Genomic DNA, 14,560 nt, shown 5'->3' on the forward strand with positions numbered 1-14,560 from the left:
GATTCACGTGCATGCAGAGTCGACTCAGACCGACCTTGAAACCGGCGCTCCGGGCCTTGCTGTTGTTGGGATTGACGATGGACAGCGCCTTCGCGGCGGTGGGCAACTGCTCGGCACTGCCGCGCCTGCCCTCGGTGATCGAAATCGGTGAAGGCTTCCAGCAGGACATGCAGTCACCGGTGGCAATCACTCGGCTGGCAGTGGGCGACCCAAAAATTGCCGACGTGCATGCCAATGGCGGTTCGTCCTTTTTGCTCACGGGCGTCGGCCCCGGCGCGACCAGCCTGATGGTCTGGACGGCCTGCTCGGCGCAGCCGCAACAAGCCATGGTCTTTGTCCAGGGCGCGGCGACCACGGCGCTGACCAGCAGCGTGCCGTCGGACGATCCGACCCTGCCATCGCAAGTGCAGACCGACATCCGCTTCGTCGAAGTCAGCCGCACCAAACTCAAGGAAGCCACGGCGTCGCTGATCGGCACGCGCGGCAATTTCCTGTTCGGCTCGCCCGGCACGCTGCCACCGATCGATGGCGTGCCGCAGCCGCGCCTGCCGGTGGATAACTCGCTGTTCAATTTCTCCTGGGTCGGCGGCAAGACCATGGCGATCATCAACGCCCTGGAAACCAGCGGCTTCGCCTACACCCTGGCGCGACCAAGTCTGGTGGCACTGAACGGGCAGAGTGCGAGCTTCCTGGCCGGCGGGGAAATCCCGATTCCGGTGCCCAGTTCCGGCAGCGACAGCGTGTCGATCGAGTACAAGGAATTCGGCATCCGCCTGACGCTGACGCCAACCATCATCGGCCGCGACCGCATTGCCCTGAAGGTCGCCCCGGAGGTCAGCGAACTGGACTTCACCAATGCGGTGAACATCGCCGGCACCACCGTCCCGGCGCTGACCATCCGCCGTACCGACACCAGCGTGTCGCTGGGCGATGGCGAAAGCTTTGTCATCAGCGGTTTGATCAGTACCACCAACAGTTCGCAGGTGAACAAGTTTCCCGGACTGGGCGACATTCCCGTGCTCGGAGCTTTTTTCAAGGGTTCGCAGATCAAGCGCGAAGAGCGCGAGCTGCTGATGATCGTCACCCCGCATCTGGTCCAGCCACTGGCGGCAGACGCGCGGCTGCCGTCGTTGCCGGGAGAGAAATTGCGCAACTACGACCCGAATTTCTATCGCATGTTCTTCCTCGAGAACGGTAACTTCGACAAGCGCAGCGGGTTGTCGCAATGAACCAGAATCTCAGTCAGACCTTCCTCGCCATCACCCGCAACAGCACCGATCTGCAATGGCTGCAAAGCGCCCTTGCGCCGCTCGGCCAAGTGGTCAGCGCCGGGGCCGGCAGCCTCGATGAACTGCTCGCACTGGTCGACGTGACGTTCGCCAATCTGGTGTTCGTCGGCCTCGATCGCGAGCACGTCGTGGCGCAAAGTGCGCTGATCGAAGGTGCGCTCGAAGCCAAGCCGATGCTGGCAATCGTCGCCCTGGGCGACGGCATGGACAATCAACTGGTGCTCAATGCGATGCGTGCCGGCGCGCGGGATTTTGTCGCCTATGGCTCGCGGTCCAGCGAAGTCGCCGGACTGGTACGGCGCCTGAGCAAACGCCTGCCGGCGGTCACCCCGAACACGCAGCTCGGTGGTCTTACTGTGCTGTATGGAGTGCAAGGTGCGTCGGACGGCGCCTTGATCGCCAATCACATGGCCATGGTGGTGCAGAAAAGCGGCCAGCAGACCCTGCTGCTCGATCTCGGTCTGCCGCGTGGCGACAGTCTGGCGCTGCTGGGTCTGGAGAGCTCGTTCCACTTCGGCGATGCCCTGCGTCACCTGCGCCGTCTCGACACCACGCTGATCGACAGCGCCTTCACCAGCGCCGAACACGGCCTGCGCATTCTCGCCTACGCCGACACTGATGAGCCGCTGGAAACCACCAGTGCCGCCGAGCTGTACATGTTGCTCAGCGCTTTGCGTCAGCACTTTCAGCACATCGTCGTGAACCTCACCGGGCAGGCCGACAGTGAGGCGCTGCGCACCTTCGTCAGCCATTGCGACAAGCTGCTGTGGTACACCGACCAGAACGTACTCAACTGTCGACGCAACCTCGCCGTGCTTAACCTCTGGCGCGAGAAAGGCATGAAGCTTGAGCACGGGCGCCTGTTGGTTGATCGTTATTTGAACAACGTCGCGCCGGATTCGGAAACCTTGGGCAAGACCTTCAATCTGGAAGTCATCGCCGTGCTGGCCTTCAGTCCCGACGTGCGCCTGAATGCAAAGAACCAGGGCGTCAGCCTGTTTGAACTGGCGCCGCGGGAAAAACTCACCCAGAGCCTGCGCACCCTCGGCGAGCGTCTGGCCAAGCGTTCCGAAGGTCTGAGCAAACCGAAAGTCACCTGGTTCGACCGCCTGCGAGGCCTCTCATGAGCGCAGAAAAACTCTTTGGCGCAACGCCGCGCGGAGCGATCGGCAACAGCGATCACGAGGGCCTGAAACTGGTCCTGCACCGCTACATCATCGACGCCATCGAAGAGTCGGGGAAAAACCTGCTCGAAGGTTCACGCCAGCAACTGGCGCAATTCGTCACCGACAAGGTCGCCGAATACATCGCGCGTCTGCACCTGGCGATCTCACGCTACGAGATGGAGCGCCTGGGCGAAGAAATCGTCGATGAGCTCACCGGTTTCGGCCCGCTGGAAGTGCTGCTGCGCGACCCATCGGTGACGGAGATTCTGGTCAACGGCCCGCACCGGGTGTTCATCGAGCGCGACGGCGTACTGCATCAGAGCGATCTGCGTTTCATCGATGCGCATCACGTCGAGCGGGTCATGCAGCGCATTCTCGCGCCGCTCGGTCGCCGCCTCGACGAGTCCTCGCCGATGGTCGATGCGCGCCTGCCAGATGGCAGCCGGGTCAATGCAATCATCCCGCCGATAGCCCTCGACGGGCCGTGCCTGTCGATCCGCAAGTTCCGCAAGGACATGCTCAACAGCACTGATCTGATGGCGATGCAGACCATCGATCTGGCGATTTTCGAATTTCTGCAGAACGCCGTAGGCAAGCGCTGCAACGTCCTGATCAGCGGCGGCACCGGCACCGGCAAGACCACGCTGCTGAACATCCTCAGCCAGTTGATCAACCCCCACGAACGGCTGGTGACCATCGAAGACGTCGCCGAACTGCAACTCGGCCATCCGCACGTGGTGCGCCTGGAAACCCGTCCGCCCAACGCCGAAGGCCACGGCGAGGTCAAGGCCAGCGACCTGATTCGCAACGCCCTGCGCATGCGTCCTGACCGGATCATTCTCGGCGAGATCCGTGGCGTCGAAGTGGTCGACGTGCTCACCGCCATGAACACCGGCCACGACGGCTCAATGAGCACCGTGCACGCCAACAATGCGCAGGATGCGTTGCTGCGCCTGGAGACGCTGGTCGGCCTGACCGGACGCTCGATTGCCGAACGCACCTTGCGCCAGATGATCTGCGCCGCCCTCGACGTGATCATTCAACTGACGCGCATGCCCGATGGCCGGCGCTGCGTCAGCGAAGTGGTGGAAGTGGTCGGGATTCGCGAGGACGTCTACGTCACCAACACCCTGTTCCGCCTCGACCGCCGCACGGGTTTCGGCTTCCTGCGCGAGGCGATCAACCCGGCCGGCGACAAACTGCGCCATGACGCTCACCTGGGCTGACGGCGAGGAGCACACAGATGCTGGGACCGACCATTCTTATCGCTGTCTGCCTGGTACTGCTGGGGCTGTCGATCTACCTGTTCCTGCAAGGTCTGCACAAGACCGCGACGGAAAAAGTCCTCAACCGACTGGCCGCCGGGCAACCGCAACTGGCCGTGGAACAGACGAAATGGGTCGGGCTGGAACGCATGTTTCTGCGTGCCGGACTGGGCCGACCGAGCGAGCGTTTCGGCGTGTGGCTGAGCCTGTGGGCAGCGGCCATGGGCCTGGGGTTTCTGCTCGCCAGCTGGATCGGTTTGCTGATCATGCTGATCGTCCCGCCCGTGGCGTTGCGGCTGTACATCGCCATTCGCTACCAACGGCGGATTCGCCGCATGATCGAGCAGTTACCGCAACTGCTCGACCACACCGTGCGCAGTCTCAAGTCCGGGCGCACGCTCAGCGATGCGGTGATGGGCGGCATCGAGGCCAGCGAGGATCCGTTGAAAACCGCCATGGGCCGGGTGCAGCGCAACGTGCAACTGGGCGTGAACCTGCCGGACGCGGTCAGCGATTTTGCCGAACTCTACGAGCAGGACGAACTGCGCATGTTCGCCCTCGGCCTGAAGGTCAATCACCGCTACGGCGGCAACGCCAGTGAGCTGCTGGAGAACCTGATCAAACTGATCCGCGAGCGCGACCAGGGCGCGCGGCAGTTGCGTGCCCTGACCGGGGAAACGCGCATGACCGCTTGGGTGCTGGGTTTGCTGCCGTTGATTCTGGTGAGCTACTTCATGCTGACCAACCCCGGCTACATGCTCGGCATGTGGAATGACGAAAGCGGCCAGACCATGTTGCTTAGCGCCGCCGCGTTGCAGGTGCTCGGCAGTCTGGCGCTGTGGCGCATGCTGCGGAGCGTTTGAGATGGTCTGGCTCGCGGCGTTGCTGTTGCTGCTCGGTTCGCTGTTATTGCTGGGCAATCACCTGCTCACCGAGCGCCGCCGCGTGCGACAGGTGCATCAGCGCTTGCACGGCCAATTGGTCCGGGAGAACCGTTTCGGCCACTGGCTGCGCGCGCTGGGCAACAGCCGTTTCGGCCGGGGCTCGGTGAGCATCGACAGCGAAACCCAGACCTTGCTCGGTCGCCTCGGCTGGCGCCGTGCCAACGAACGCGCGTTGTTCGCCGCGTGCCAGATCGGCACGCCGCTGCTCGCCCTGGGGTTGGCGATCTTTCTGCAGGAAGTGTTTTTCCCACAGACCAGCCATCGCTGGATGGCGCCGATGTTCGCTGCGGGCGGCGGCTATCTCTTGCCCAAACGTCTGCTCGCCTACGCCGCCGCCCGTCGGCAGAAAACCATCGCCGTGGAAATCTCCACGTTCATTCCGCTGCTGCGCATCCTCTTCGAATCCGGCATGGCCGTGGAACAAGCGCTGCGCGTGCTCAGCGTCGAAGCGCAGAAACTGCTGCCGGAACTGACGCGCGAACTGCGCCTGATCCTCAACCGCGTCGACTCGGGTCTGGAACTAGGGCAGGAGCTGAACAAGACGGCGGTGATGCTCGCCGTGGACGAATTTACCGACACCTGCGTGATCCTCCAGCAACTGATCCACCAGGGCGGCGGCGCGATGAAATCGTTGCTGGCGCTCAAGCAACTGCTGGATGACCGTCGCCTGACCCGGCTGCAGGAATACATCTCGAAAATGTCGGCGAAGATGTCGGTGGTGATGATGCTGTTTCTGTTTCCGGCCCTGCTGATCGTACTGGCCGGCCCGGGCTTCACCGCCATTGCCCGCGCGTTCGCAAACTGACCTTGGCTCATGGAGAGCGTTTGATGAAAGTACTGATAGTCATGACCAGTCTGCTGCTGCTCAGCGGTTGCGCCACCGACGGCCAGGCACCGTGGACCTCGCTGCTGTCGCCGTCCAGCTGCAGCAAGCTGACCTCGGAGCAGGAACTGTCGCTGAACCTCGCCGATGATCTGGCCAGCGACGGCAAGCTCCACGCCAGCCTGGCCAACCTGCAAAGCCTGCCGGACAACCTCAGCGAAGTGCGCCTGCGCAAAGCCAAGGTCTATCGCCAGCTCGGCCGCAGCGAAGCCGAGCCGCTCTACCGCAGCCTGCTTGGCGGCTGCCTCACCGCCCAGGCCGAACACGGCCTGGGCCAGGTCTACGCCGCCCGTGGCGACCACGGCCAGGCCCAGGCCCACCTGCAACGCGCCGCCCGTCTGGCGCCCACCGACGAGAAAATCCGCAACGATCTCGGCGTCGTGTACCTCAACCAGCTGCGCCTCAACGAAGCGAAATTCGAATTCCTCACCGCCATTGAACTGAGCCAGAACAATCAGTTGGCGACGCTGAACATGGTCACTTTGCTGCTCTACCAGAACGACTGGCCACAGGCCGCCGAAATCGTCAGCCGCTCGAAACTGACCCCGGAACAATTCACCGAAGCGCAGCAACGCGCGGAGAAACTCAAAGCGCCAGCCAGCGCCAAAACCCCATCAGGCGACCGCGTCGCCGCCTTCATCGACCCGCTACCGCCGACGCTCGAATAAGGAGACAGCCATGAACATTCGCCAAGGCCTGTGCTACCTGACCCTGCTCACACTGCCCCTCAGCGCCCACGCCATCGACACCGGCCCCGCCTCGGCCCAGCAACAGGAAACCGAAGGCTGGCTGGTCCTGCAAAGCCGCAACAAAGCCGCCTCAGCAAAACCCCAAAGCGCCACCGCCACCGAACGCGAACTGGCGATGCAGCGCTGGCTGAAGAAATACCGGTACGAGATTCCGGATTTTTATGATCCGGATGCGGGCGGGAAGATCGAGGGCAAGAATTAGTTTGTTGGTGCCCTTGAAGGCCCCTTCGCGAGCAGGCTCGCTCCCACAGTCGACCGCGTGCTTTTTGTGGCAGCGAGCCTGCTCGCGAAGAACGATAACGCGGTTTCAGCGCTGCGGATCAACCCGATCCAGCGCCCGATTTACCGCCAATTCCGCCAGCATGACGATCTGCTGAATGGCCAACGCCGTGCTGCGCTGAAAACCGCTCAACTCGCCAGCGAAATTACTCGCCATGGCACTCGCTTACGCCAGCGACTCACAGGCATGCGCCAACAGGCTTTCGGTATCGACATTGGGCGCCACCATGAACAGCGTGCTGGGCGGATGCGGTTTTGCGGGTTCGGGGCAGAGATAGAAATCGAGCGCGCGTTTTATCGCTTCGCGGTTTTTCACAAGATCGTCGGCGCGCATGGCGTCTTCGAGCGGGGTGGTGGGGGATGGGGGTGGGTCTGGGATCAGTTTGTCCATTGAAACGGCTCTCCAAAATCTGCGGTGCGACCCAATGCCATTCTCACGGGGCAAAAGGTGGCAACTGTATGCGGGGTGAGAATACCGGTTATGGACACCCGGCCAGACCGAAGTCTGCCCGCACACAGCCGCCATGACACATTGCAGACAGCGGACAAGCTGGCGGCGATTATGCGTGCACAGATACTGGATGACCATAAGTAGCAGGGTTCTCACACCCGATCGCCGAAGGTTCGACGACAGCCAGAGACTAGTGAACCGACGTCCGACGGACAACCTGAAAACCTTGTGGGAAGGTTCTGGTTATCTCGCATCAGATTTAAACGACTTCAGCTATCGGCGAACCGACTGGCCCCTTCGCGAGCAGGCTCGCTCCCACAGAAAAGCAAAGCAAAAGCAAAATCAAAAGATCGCAGCCTTCGGCAGCTCCTACATACGATGAGCGTTAGCTCGAGTACCGCTTTTGATCTTGATCTGGGAGCCCGTCGGCAGGCTGAGTGGAGGGATTGATCCGGGCGTGGGAGCGCAGCGACCGTCTGGCGCAGCCAGACACAGCGCAAGGAGGTGCAGCGAAGCAAACCGTAGCCGCTGCGCCAGGATCGATCCCGGAGCGAAGGAACCCCGAGCCCCAGCGAGGGGCCGAACGTCAGGGCACAGCCTTTTGGTTACTTTTTGCTGGGCCGGCATTCCGGCGTTTGAAAAAGTGACTCGCCGTAAGGGCGAAACCGCCAGCCGCAACACCCGAAGAAACGGATATACACCCCAACCCCCCAAAGCATGGTCGGCCCAAAGGCCGCCAAGTCAATGCGCCGTAACCCGCTGCCGCCCAGCAGATCCACTGGGCGACAAAGCCAAAGCCAACTGCGTCCGATTATGCATATGCGTCAACCGCAACACCTGCGACACATACAGCTTCACCGTGTTCTCGGTAATCCCCAACTCACAGGCAATCTGATAATTGGTCTGCCCCTTGCCCACCAACCGCGCCACGTCCAACTGCCGCGGCGACAACTGACTGAACACCGCCGGCATCTCGGCAGACTCAGGCTCACCATCACTCACCTGCGGCGCGGGCGAACGCCGCACCTTGTCCAGATCCTGATAAAGGTCATCAATGGACTCGGACAAGAACTGCAACTTCTGATTCAAGTGCCCAAGGTGCAAGTTCTTCTGCCGCTCCTGCAAAGCCAATTCCTGACGCTGCACCCCTTCGAGCAACTCACCCAGATCGATCGGCTTCTGATAGTAATCGGCAATCCCCGCACGCAACGCCTTGATCACATCCTGCTTGTCGGCGCGCCCGGTGAGCATGATCGCCTCGAACACCCGCTGCTTGCCGGCCAGCCGCTGCAACGCCTGGATCAACTCGATGCCATCCATGTCCGGCATGTGCAAATCACTCAGCACCAGACCGATGTCCGGGTCCGCTCTGAACAGCTCAATCGCTTCAAGACTCGAATCGCACGGCACGCAACGGTAGCCACTGCTCTCAAGAAACTCACACAGTTCTTCGACGATCAGCGGCTGATCATCGACCACGAGGATTTTTACTGCATTAGGCTTGTTCACGAACCACTCCATTGCTCGGGCCAACGCTGACGATTCCTGCACTTTGGTGGCGTATTCGCCTGAATTGAAAGTAGACCCACTTTCCGGCTATGTACATAGGACTAGTGGCAGCCCGCAGCTAGCTGATCCAGTGCAGCGAAAGCACCACTCCAATCAGCACGAACGGCGCAAATGGCAGCTTTTTTGACTTATCCGGGGTGAGATGGCGCACATGCCCTCTAAGCCCTTGACCCATATGAGGCCAGAGTTTTGGCGCGAGCAGCAGCCAGAGCACGCTGGCCACGCCCGCGCCGATAAACGCACCGAGAACAAATACGCCGTTCGTCGCAAGGCCCAGGGCTGTCATTAATTTCACATCACCAGCGCCCATGCGACCCAGCAAGTGACCGGGCAATGTCAGCAGCAAAGCGATCAGGCAGGCCCACCCGCCCTGCTGTGCGTCGGCGCCCAGCCAAGTCGTGCCAGTCGCCAACAACCAGACCAACGCAAGCGCGCCGACGCCTAACGTCAAAGCATTGGAAATTCGCCGGTGCCGGGCATCTTGCGCGGCGCAGATCGCCAACCAGATCAGAACCAGAGAAATCTGCATCCGCTAAAGCCGTCCGTTTTGGCTGAATGATTCTATGCTGATACTACGCAGTGACTGTCAGGGTAGACGCACGCATGAAAAACGGCTTTCGCAGGTCGCAAAAAGGTGCGGTGGCGATCGAATTCGCCTTGGTGTTCATCATCTTTTTCGCAGTGTTTTACGGGCTGGTCAGCTACGGCCTGCCCTTCGTGATGATGCAATCGTTCAACCAGGCCACTGCCGAAGCGGTGCGCCGCAGTGTTGCGGTCGACCCGACCACGCCGAACTATTCGACGGCAGTGGTCAATACCGCGAATGCCGCGCTGACCCAGCAATTGCGGTGGCTGCCCTCGGCACTCAATCTGGTGGTCGGAACGGACACCAGTTCGGTGTACGACGCGGGTAGCGGCACCCTGACCGTCAGCGTCAACTACCCGGTGAGCAAGCTCAACCAGATCATGCCGTTTCTGGTGCTGCCCGGGATCGGCACGGTGCCCAATCTGCCCACCCACCTCACTGCCCGCTCGAGCCTGCAATTTTGACCGCCGGCGATAAGCTCTTCGGGCGTTTGCTCAAGCGTGCGCACAGCGCTGTTCTGGAGCTGCCGGACCGACTCGGCGCGCCGCCCACCGGGCTGCATTTGTATCTGAATGGCGACGGCGAGGTGTTACAGATCGCTGGCCCGCTGCGGCATTTGCTTGCCCAGCACAAACCCCAAGGTCAGCCGCTGCCGCTCAGCGCCTATCTGCTGCCGCATAGCCTGTTGAGCGTGGAAGGTCAGCCGCGAGACTGGCAAGGGCAATTGCTTGATCTGGATTTCACCGGCCTGTATGAGCAGCCGCTGCACCTGCGCGGCTGGGTGCAGCCGCTGGAGGATGGCTGGCGACTGCAACTGCTCGACATCGCCGACCTGCTGCTCGAACGTCAGCAATCGCGCGACCGCGACGCCTGCCAGACCCTTGCCGCGCAGATCAGTGATCATCTGCGCACGTGCAGCCTGACGCGCTTGTCGACAGTGCTCGGCGAACAGTTGCAGGCCATCGCCCAGCGCTGGCATATCCCCTGTCTCGCCGTGGCGCTGCTGGATGAACAGGCACAGGGCTGGCAGATTCACCAGCAGTTTCGTGGCCACGACGCTCCGCAACTGTGGGCGGACGGCCAGCCGCTGGGTACGCCGCTGGACACCCTCAACGGCAGTGCGCCGCAACGTCTTGCGGGCCAGCAGGGCCGTTATGAACACTCGCGATTACAGGCCACATTCGGCAACGCCAACGGTTTCGCAGTGCCCTACAGCAATGACCAGGGCGTGGTCGCGTGGCTGCTTTGCGGGTTTTATACGGTCGACAGCGTGGCACCATGGCTGACCGATCGCGACTGGCTGACCCTGGTCGGCGCGCTGGCCGGGCCGCTGCTCAGCCGCTTGCGCGAGCAGCGCCATGGGCAATCGATGGAGCGCCTGGACTCGCTGCAAAACCTGCTCGGCGCCGGCTGGTGGGAAATCAATGCCGACGAGCACATGGTAGTGGCGCCGTCGCTGGCTTCGGCACTCGGCCTCAGCACTTGCACGCTGGCGGTGGAGGACTGGCTGTTGCTGTTCCATCCTGCCGACCGCGACGAGTTGCGCAGCCGCTTGCGCGCCCTGCAATGGCAGGGCGAAGCGCTGACTCTGAGCGCGCGCCTGCACCGCGCGGATGTCGGCGCAGCAGCGACGTGGTACCGGATTCAGGGCCAGGTCAGCGGCACCGGTGAACAGCGGCGTCTGATCGGATTCATGCTCGATATCAGCGATATCCAGAATCAACAACAGCGCGCTGCAGCCGCTCACGCGCGGCTGGATAATCTGATCGCCAGTTCGCCGGCGGTGATCTACGTGCAGCGTTATGAAGAAGGCGCGCTGATCCCAGCGTTCTTCAGCGCCAGCCTGCAACCCTTGCTCGGCTGGACGCTGGAAGATTGCGATGCAGCAACACTGGTCGAGCGCGTCCATCGCGACGACCGTGAACTGTATTTCCAGCGCAACCGCCAGTTGCTGCGCGAGGGCTCGGTGCGTGCGCGTTATCGTCTGCGCGACAGCCGTGGCGACTATCACTGGTTGCTCGATGAAGCAAAACTGCTGCGCAACGATCTCGGTCTGCCGATCGAGGCGGTCGGCCTGTGGCTTGATGTCACCGACGCGACGCTGGCCGCCGAAAAGGTTCGGCAGAGCGAGGAGCGCTACCGGATTCTGGTCGAGGATTCGCCGGCGATGATTTGCCGCTATCGCCCGGACCTGACGCTGATTTTTGGCAACCGACCCTTGGCGACCTATCTGGAATGCGCGCCGGAACAACTGCGCGGCATTGATCTGGCTGGCTGGATGTCCGAGGAACAACGCGGCGCGTTTGTTCAGCGCCTGAACCAGCTGACCCCGAAACATCCGGTGAGCACCGCCGAAATCAGCCTGCAATTGCCCGGACGCGAACACGCCTGGTGGGTCTGGTCGGATCGCGGCGTATTCGACGAGCGCGGCCAACTGGTCGAAGTACAAGCCGTGGGCCGCGACAACACCGAGGTGCGCCGCTCGCAACAGCAACTTACGCAAAGCGCCAAAATGGCCACCCTCGGTGAAATGGCCACCGGCCTCGCCCACGAGATCAATCAGCCGCTGAACGTTATGCGCATGGCCATCGTCAACGTGCTCAAGCGCCTCGACAACGGTGACGTGCAGGTCGATTACCTGACCGACAAACTCAACCGCATCGACGCTCAGGTTCAACGCGCAGCGAAGGTGGTCGACCACATGCGCGTGTTCGGTCGGCGTTCGGAAATCGAACAACAGCTGTTCAACCCGGCTCAAGCCATCGAAGGCACTCTGTCGCTGCTGGCCGAAGGCATGCGCGGCAAAGGTGTCGATCTGCGTATCCGCGAGAGCGCTTTGCAGGCGCAGGTGCGCGGTTACGTCGATCAGCTGGAACAGGTGCTGATCAACCTGATGGTCAACGCCCGCGACGCCCTGCTCGGCAAACGCGAGGGCGACTCAACGTTCAAGCCGTGGATTTCGATCTACGCCGAGCGCGACGAGGAAAGCGTGCGGCTGTGGGTCGAGGACAACGGCGGCGGTATCGATCCGCGTTTGCTGGAGCGGATCTTCGAGCCGTTCTTCACCACCAAGCCGATTGGCGTCGGCACCGGTCTGGGCCTGTCGGTGAGCTACGGCATCATCGCCAACATGGGCGGGCAATTGAGCGTGCGCAACTCCACGGAGGGCGCACGGTTCTGCATCGAATTGCCGATTGCCACGGATGATCAGATCACCAGATAAGCCTTGCCGGTCTGCCCGCAGGTCATGTTGGCGCCCACCTCGGTGTTCATCAGATTGATGCCCAGGCCTTTGAGCAGATTGTTCAACAACGGGTCGAGCAAGGGACTGATCAAACCGGTGACCACTGGCAACAAGCGGTTGCTGACGTCGCTGATCAACGAAGCCACACCGGTGACGACAGCGCCCAGCGGGTTGCTGCCCACGGGTTTGTAGACGATCAGGTTGATGCCCGACAGGGTGTTCGCCAGGCTGCCGACGATGTTGCTGGTCGGCGCGGCCGGTAGCACGCTGGGTGGCAGTTTCAGATTGGCCGGGGTGGCGAAGGGTGTGGTGCTGGAGAACAGCAGATTCTGCGTGGTCTGCGCGACGCTGGTGTCGAGTTTGATGGCGATGCCGCCCGCGCCGTATTGGACGCGGGAGGCGGCATCGCAACTGCCAAAGCCGAGAATCTTGTGGCAGGTGATGATGCCGAGATCGACCAGCGGCAACGGCGCCACGGTGGGTTCAGCGACTGAAGAGAACGCCGCGACGGGATCGATCCTGCCGAGCTTGAGGTAAGCCAGAGAGCTGGAGGTGGTGGCGGTCAGGCTTTTGCTGCCGCTGTCGCTGGTCGGGCAGCGGTAATCGGTGACATAGCTTTTCGCACCGCCGGCATCCAGCGCGATGTCGATCTGCGGTGAGGGCAGCAGCTTCGGATCGAGCTGTTGGCAACCGGCGCCCAGCAGACAGAACACTGAATTGAGCGTGTCCACCAGGTTCAGGCTCAGCAATGCATTGAGTGTCGGCGTCAAGGTACCGACCAGACCGGCGACGGCATTCGTCAGCCCGCTCACCCCGCCAAGCAATGGCAAGTTGACCGACAGCAGCGTGCGAACCTGCGCCGTACGCACAAAAATCCGATCGGGTCCCAACGGGTTGGCCTTGGCCCGCGCCGGGTCGCCAATCGCCGAAAACTGTGGCGGCTCGATCACCTTCACCCGCACCGTGACACCGGCCAGCCCCAGCACATTGACCGGCAAGGTCGCCGCCACCGCGCTTTTGCTGTTGGCCAGTTGCACCACACCCTGCACCAGTTGCAGCAATTGCAGATTGGCATCCAGCCCCGCCGCCGTGGTGCCGGTTTGCAGTTGCAGAATCTCGCCGAGTCTGACCGGCGCCGCGTTGATCGCAGCGACCTGCAACTGGCCCAGCGCGGTGACCACTTGCGCAGTCGCGCCGTTGAGTTGCACCACCGTCGCTGCGGCCTGAATCAACTGCGTCACGGTCGCTTGGGTGTTGAGCAATTGCGTGTAGTTGCCGGCACCGACGTTGAGGTCGATGGCCAGTTGATCGAGGTATTTGAGCAGGTTGATATCGGTGTGCAGCAAGCCGTCCCAGCCCACCGCCGTGAGGTTGACGTTGCCGCCGAGCAGCCCGGAAAACAGCGGGTTGAGAATATTCGACTGCGCTGTGTCGATGCTGGCGAGGGTGCTGCGAATATTCAGCTGGGCGATGGTCGGCTGCGGTTTGGCGGCCACCGCCGAAGCAGTGAGCGTGGTATTGAGGCTGACCGGTGTCGCGCTGAACAGCGCCTGTACACCCCGGGCGAAACTGCTGGTGACCGTGCGGCTGGCGGCGACTTTGACGGCGGTTGATTGCGTCGTATCGACGGTAAAACTGCGCACACCGCCGGCAGCAGTGGCCAGCGTGCCGCAGGTGGTGGCGAGGCTGTTGTTCGCGTCGACGAGGTAGCCATTGCGTAGTGCACTTTGCCCGGCGTAAGTGGCGGCGGTCAGCCCGGGCAGGCAATTGCCGCCGCGACTGACCGCTTCGAGGGCGGCGGTATCCACCACCCGCTGCAGTTTGCGCTGTTCCATGTACAAGCGACCGCTGTCGACCACCAGCAACATCATCACCAGCGCCAGACTCAGGGTGGCAGCCGCCATCAAGCCGATTGCCCCGCGTTGCCGGGCCGGGCCGTTGCCTTGCGATCCTGGCGACATGACGCACTCCTTTGCCGGCGCAGGGCCTAGCGCGACCTGCGTGGGTGACCATGAGTGTAGACGCGGTCGGTCGAGACTGCTGGCGTCACGCCATTCCATTGTGGGAGCGGGCTTGCTCGCGAAAGCGTCAGGTCAGGCAATCAAGACCCTCAATGTACCGCCGCCTTCGTGAGC

General features: G+C 62.2%; 12 protein-coding genes and 1 pseudogene. 9 read left to right on the forward strand and 4 right to left on the reverse strand.

Going from position 1 to position 14,560, the window contains the following annotated elements; translation table 11 throughout:
- The first annotated feature begins 11 nt into the window (after window positions 1–11).
- From CXF97_RS09590 to CXF97_RS09620, 7 genes are read left to right on the forward strand one after another with little or no spacing between them, the layout of a single operon-like run.
- Entirely contained in the window at window positions 12–1,229 is a 1,218-nt protein-coding gene (locus tag CXF97_RS09590) for a type II and III secretion system protein family protein (protein ID WP_101158267.1), read from the forward strand.
- The gene (locus CXF97_RS09595; protein ID WP_101158269.1) at window positions 1,226–2,416 is read left to right on the forward strand and encodes a pilus assembly protein; all 1,191 of its coding nucleotides are present in this window, start codon (window positions 1,226–1,228) and stop codon (window positions 2,414–2,416) included. Before CXF97_RS09590 ends, CXF97_RS09595 begins: the two co-directional genes overlap by 4 nt.
- The gene (locus CXF97_RS09600) at window positions 2,413–3,681 is read left to right on the forward strand and encodes a CpaF family protein (RefSeq protein WP_101158271.1); all 1,269 of its coding nucleotides are present in this window, start codon (window positions 2,413–2,415) and stop codon (window positions 3,679–3,681) included. The genes CXF97_RS09595 and CXF97_RS09600 overlap by 4 nt, the downstream gene beginning before the upstream one ends.
- Window positions 3,682–3,698: 17 nt before the next feature.
- A complete protein-coding gene (locus tag CXF97_RS09605) occupies window positions 3,699–4,583 on the forward strand; it encodes a type II secretion system F family protein (protein WP_101158273.1) in 885 nt (294 codons plus the stop codon).
- A gap of 1 nt (window position 4,584) precedes the next feature.
- Complete coding sequence (locus CXF97_RS09610; RefSeq protein WP_101158275.1) at window positions 4,585–5,469, forward strand: type II secretion system F family protein; 885 nt, start codon at window positions 4,585–4,587, stop codon at window positions 5,467–5,469.
- A 23-nt stretch (window positions 5,470–5,492) separates the two neighbouring features.
- Window positions 5,493–6,215, forward strand: coding sequence for a tetratricopeptide repeat protein (locus tag CXF97_RS09615; protein ID WP_101158277.1), 723 nt, complete (start codon window positions 5,493–5,495; stop codon window positions 6,213–6,215).
- 10 nt (window positions 6,216–6,225) lie between these two features.
- Window positions 6,226–6,498 carry a DUF3613 domain-containing protein gene (locus CXF97_RS09620; RefSeq protein WP_101158279.1) on the forward strand — a complete coding sequence of 91 codons (273 nt, stop codon included), beginning with the start codon at window positions 6,226–6,228 and terminating at the stop codon, window positions 6,496–6,498.
- A gap of 105 nt (window positions 6,499–6,603) precedes the next feature.
- Here CXF97_RS09620 and CXF97_RS28415 read toward each other — a convergent pair.
- From CXF97_RS28415 to CXF97_RS09635, 3 genes and pseudogenes are all read right to left on the reverse strand, one after another.
- Window positions 6,604–6,966, reverse strand: a pseudogene (locus CXF97_RS28415) (DUF6124 family protein).
- Between the two features lie 801 nt (window positions 6,967–7,767).
- On the reverse strand, window positions 7,768–8,547 hold the full coding sequence (locus CXF97_RS09630; RefSeq protein WP_371918376.1) for a response regulator: 780 nt from the start codon (window positions 8,545–8,547) through the stop codon (window positions 7,768–7,770).
- Between the two features lie 106 nt (window positions 8,548–8,653).
- Window positions 8,654–9,124, reverse strand: coding sequence for a prepilin peptidase (locus CXF97_RS09635; RefSeq protein ID WP_101158283.1), 471 nt, complete (start codon window positions 9,122–9,124; stop codon window positions 8,654–8,656).
- 74 nt (window positions 9,125–9,198) lie between these two features.
- Between CXF97_RS09635 and CXF97_RS09640 the strand changes: the two genes are divergently transcribed.
- A complete protein-coding gene (locus tag CXF97_RS09640; protein WP_101158285.1) occupies window positions 9,199–9,645 on the forward strand; it encodes a TadE/TadG family type IV pilus assembly protein in 447 nt (148 codons plus the stop codon).
- Window positions 9,642–12,404, forward strand: a complete 2,763-nt coding sequence (locus CXF97_RS09645) for an ATP-binding protein (RefSeq protein WP_101158287.1) — start codon at window positions 9,642–9,644, stop codon at window positions 12,402–12,404. Before CXF97_RS09640 ends, CXF97_RS09645 begins: the two co-directional genes overlap by 4 nt.
- On the opposite strand, the gene CXF97_RS09650 is transcribed toward CXF97_RS09645, so the two are convergent.
- Window positions 12,389–14,386 carry a pilus assembly protein TadG-related protein gene (locus CXF97_RS09650; protein ID WP_101158289.1) on the reverse strand — a complete coding sequence of 666 codons (1,998 nt, stop codon included), beginning with the start codon at window positions 14,384–14,386 and terminating at the stop codon, window positions 12,389–12,391. The two genes, CXF97_RS09645 and CXF97_RS09650, sit on opposite strands and share 16 nt — an antisense overlap.
- Between the last annotated feature and the right edge of the window lie 174 nt (window positions 14,387–14,560).

Origin of the sequence: Pseudomonas sp. Choline-02u-1 (genome assembly GCF_002836515.1) — a bacterium.
In the GTDB taxonomy this organism is placed as follows: Bacteria; Pseudomonadota; Gammaproteobacteria; order Pseudomonadales; family Pseudomonadaceae; genus Aquipseudomonas.

Bases quoted from the DNA above. Each gene is read 5' to 3' on its own strand.
- CXF97_RS09640 (WP_101158285.1), top strand. From the start codon at position 9,199: ATGAAAAACGGCTTTCGCAGGTCGCAAAAAGGTGCGGTGGCGATCGAA.
- CXF97_RS09615 (WP_101158277.1), top strand. From the start codon at position 5,493: ATGAAAGTACTGATAGTCATGACCAGTCTGCTGCTGCTCAGCGGTTGC.
- CXF97_RS09650 (WP_101158289.1), bottom strand. From the start codon at position 14,386: ATGTCGCCAGGATCGCAAGGCAACGGCCCGGCCCGGCAACGCGGGGCA.
- CXF97_RS09595 (WP_101158269.1), top strand. From the start codon at position 1,226: ATGAACCAGAATCTCAGTCAGACCTTCCTCGCCATCACCCGCAACAGC.
- CXF97_RS09590 (WP_101158267.1), top strand. From the start codon at position 12: ATGCAGAGTCGACTCAGACCGACCTTGAAACCGGCGCTCCGGGCCTTG.
- CXF97_RS09605 (WP_101158273.1), top strand. From the start codon at position 3,699: ATGCTGGGACCGACCATTCTTATCGCTGTCTGCCTGGTACTGCTGGGG.
- CXF97_RS09620 (WP_101158279.1), top strand. From the start codon at position 6,226: ATGAACATTCGCCAAGGCCTGTGCTACCTGACCCTGCTCACACTGCCC.
- CXF97_RS09600 (WP_101158271.1), top strand. From the start codon at position 2,413: ATGAGCGCAGAAAAACTCTTTGGCGCAACGCCGCGCGGAGCGATCGGC.
- CXF97_RS09610 (WP_101158275.1), top strand. From the start codon at position 4,585: ATGGTCTGGCTCGCGGCGTTGCTGTTGCTGCTCGGTTCGCTGTTATTG.
- CXF97_RS09635 (WP_101158283.1), bottom strand. From the start codon at position 9,124: ATGCAGATTTCTCTGGTTCTGATCTGGTTGGCGATCTGCGCCGCGCAA.
- CXF97_RS09630 (WP_371918376.1), bottom strand. From the start codon at position 8,547: ATGGAGTGGTTCGTGAACAAGCCTAATGCAGTAAAAATCCTCGTGGTC.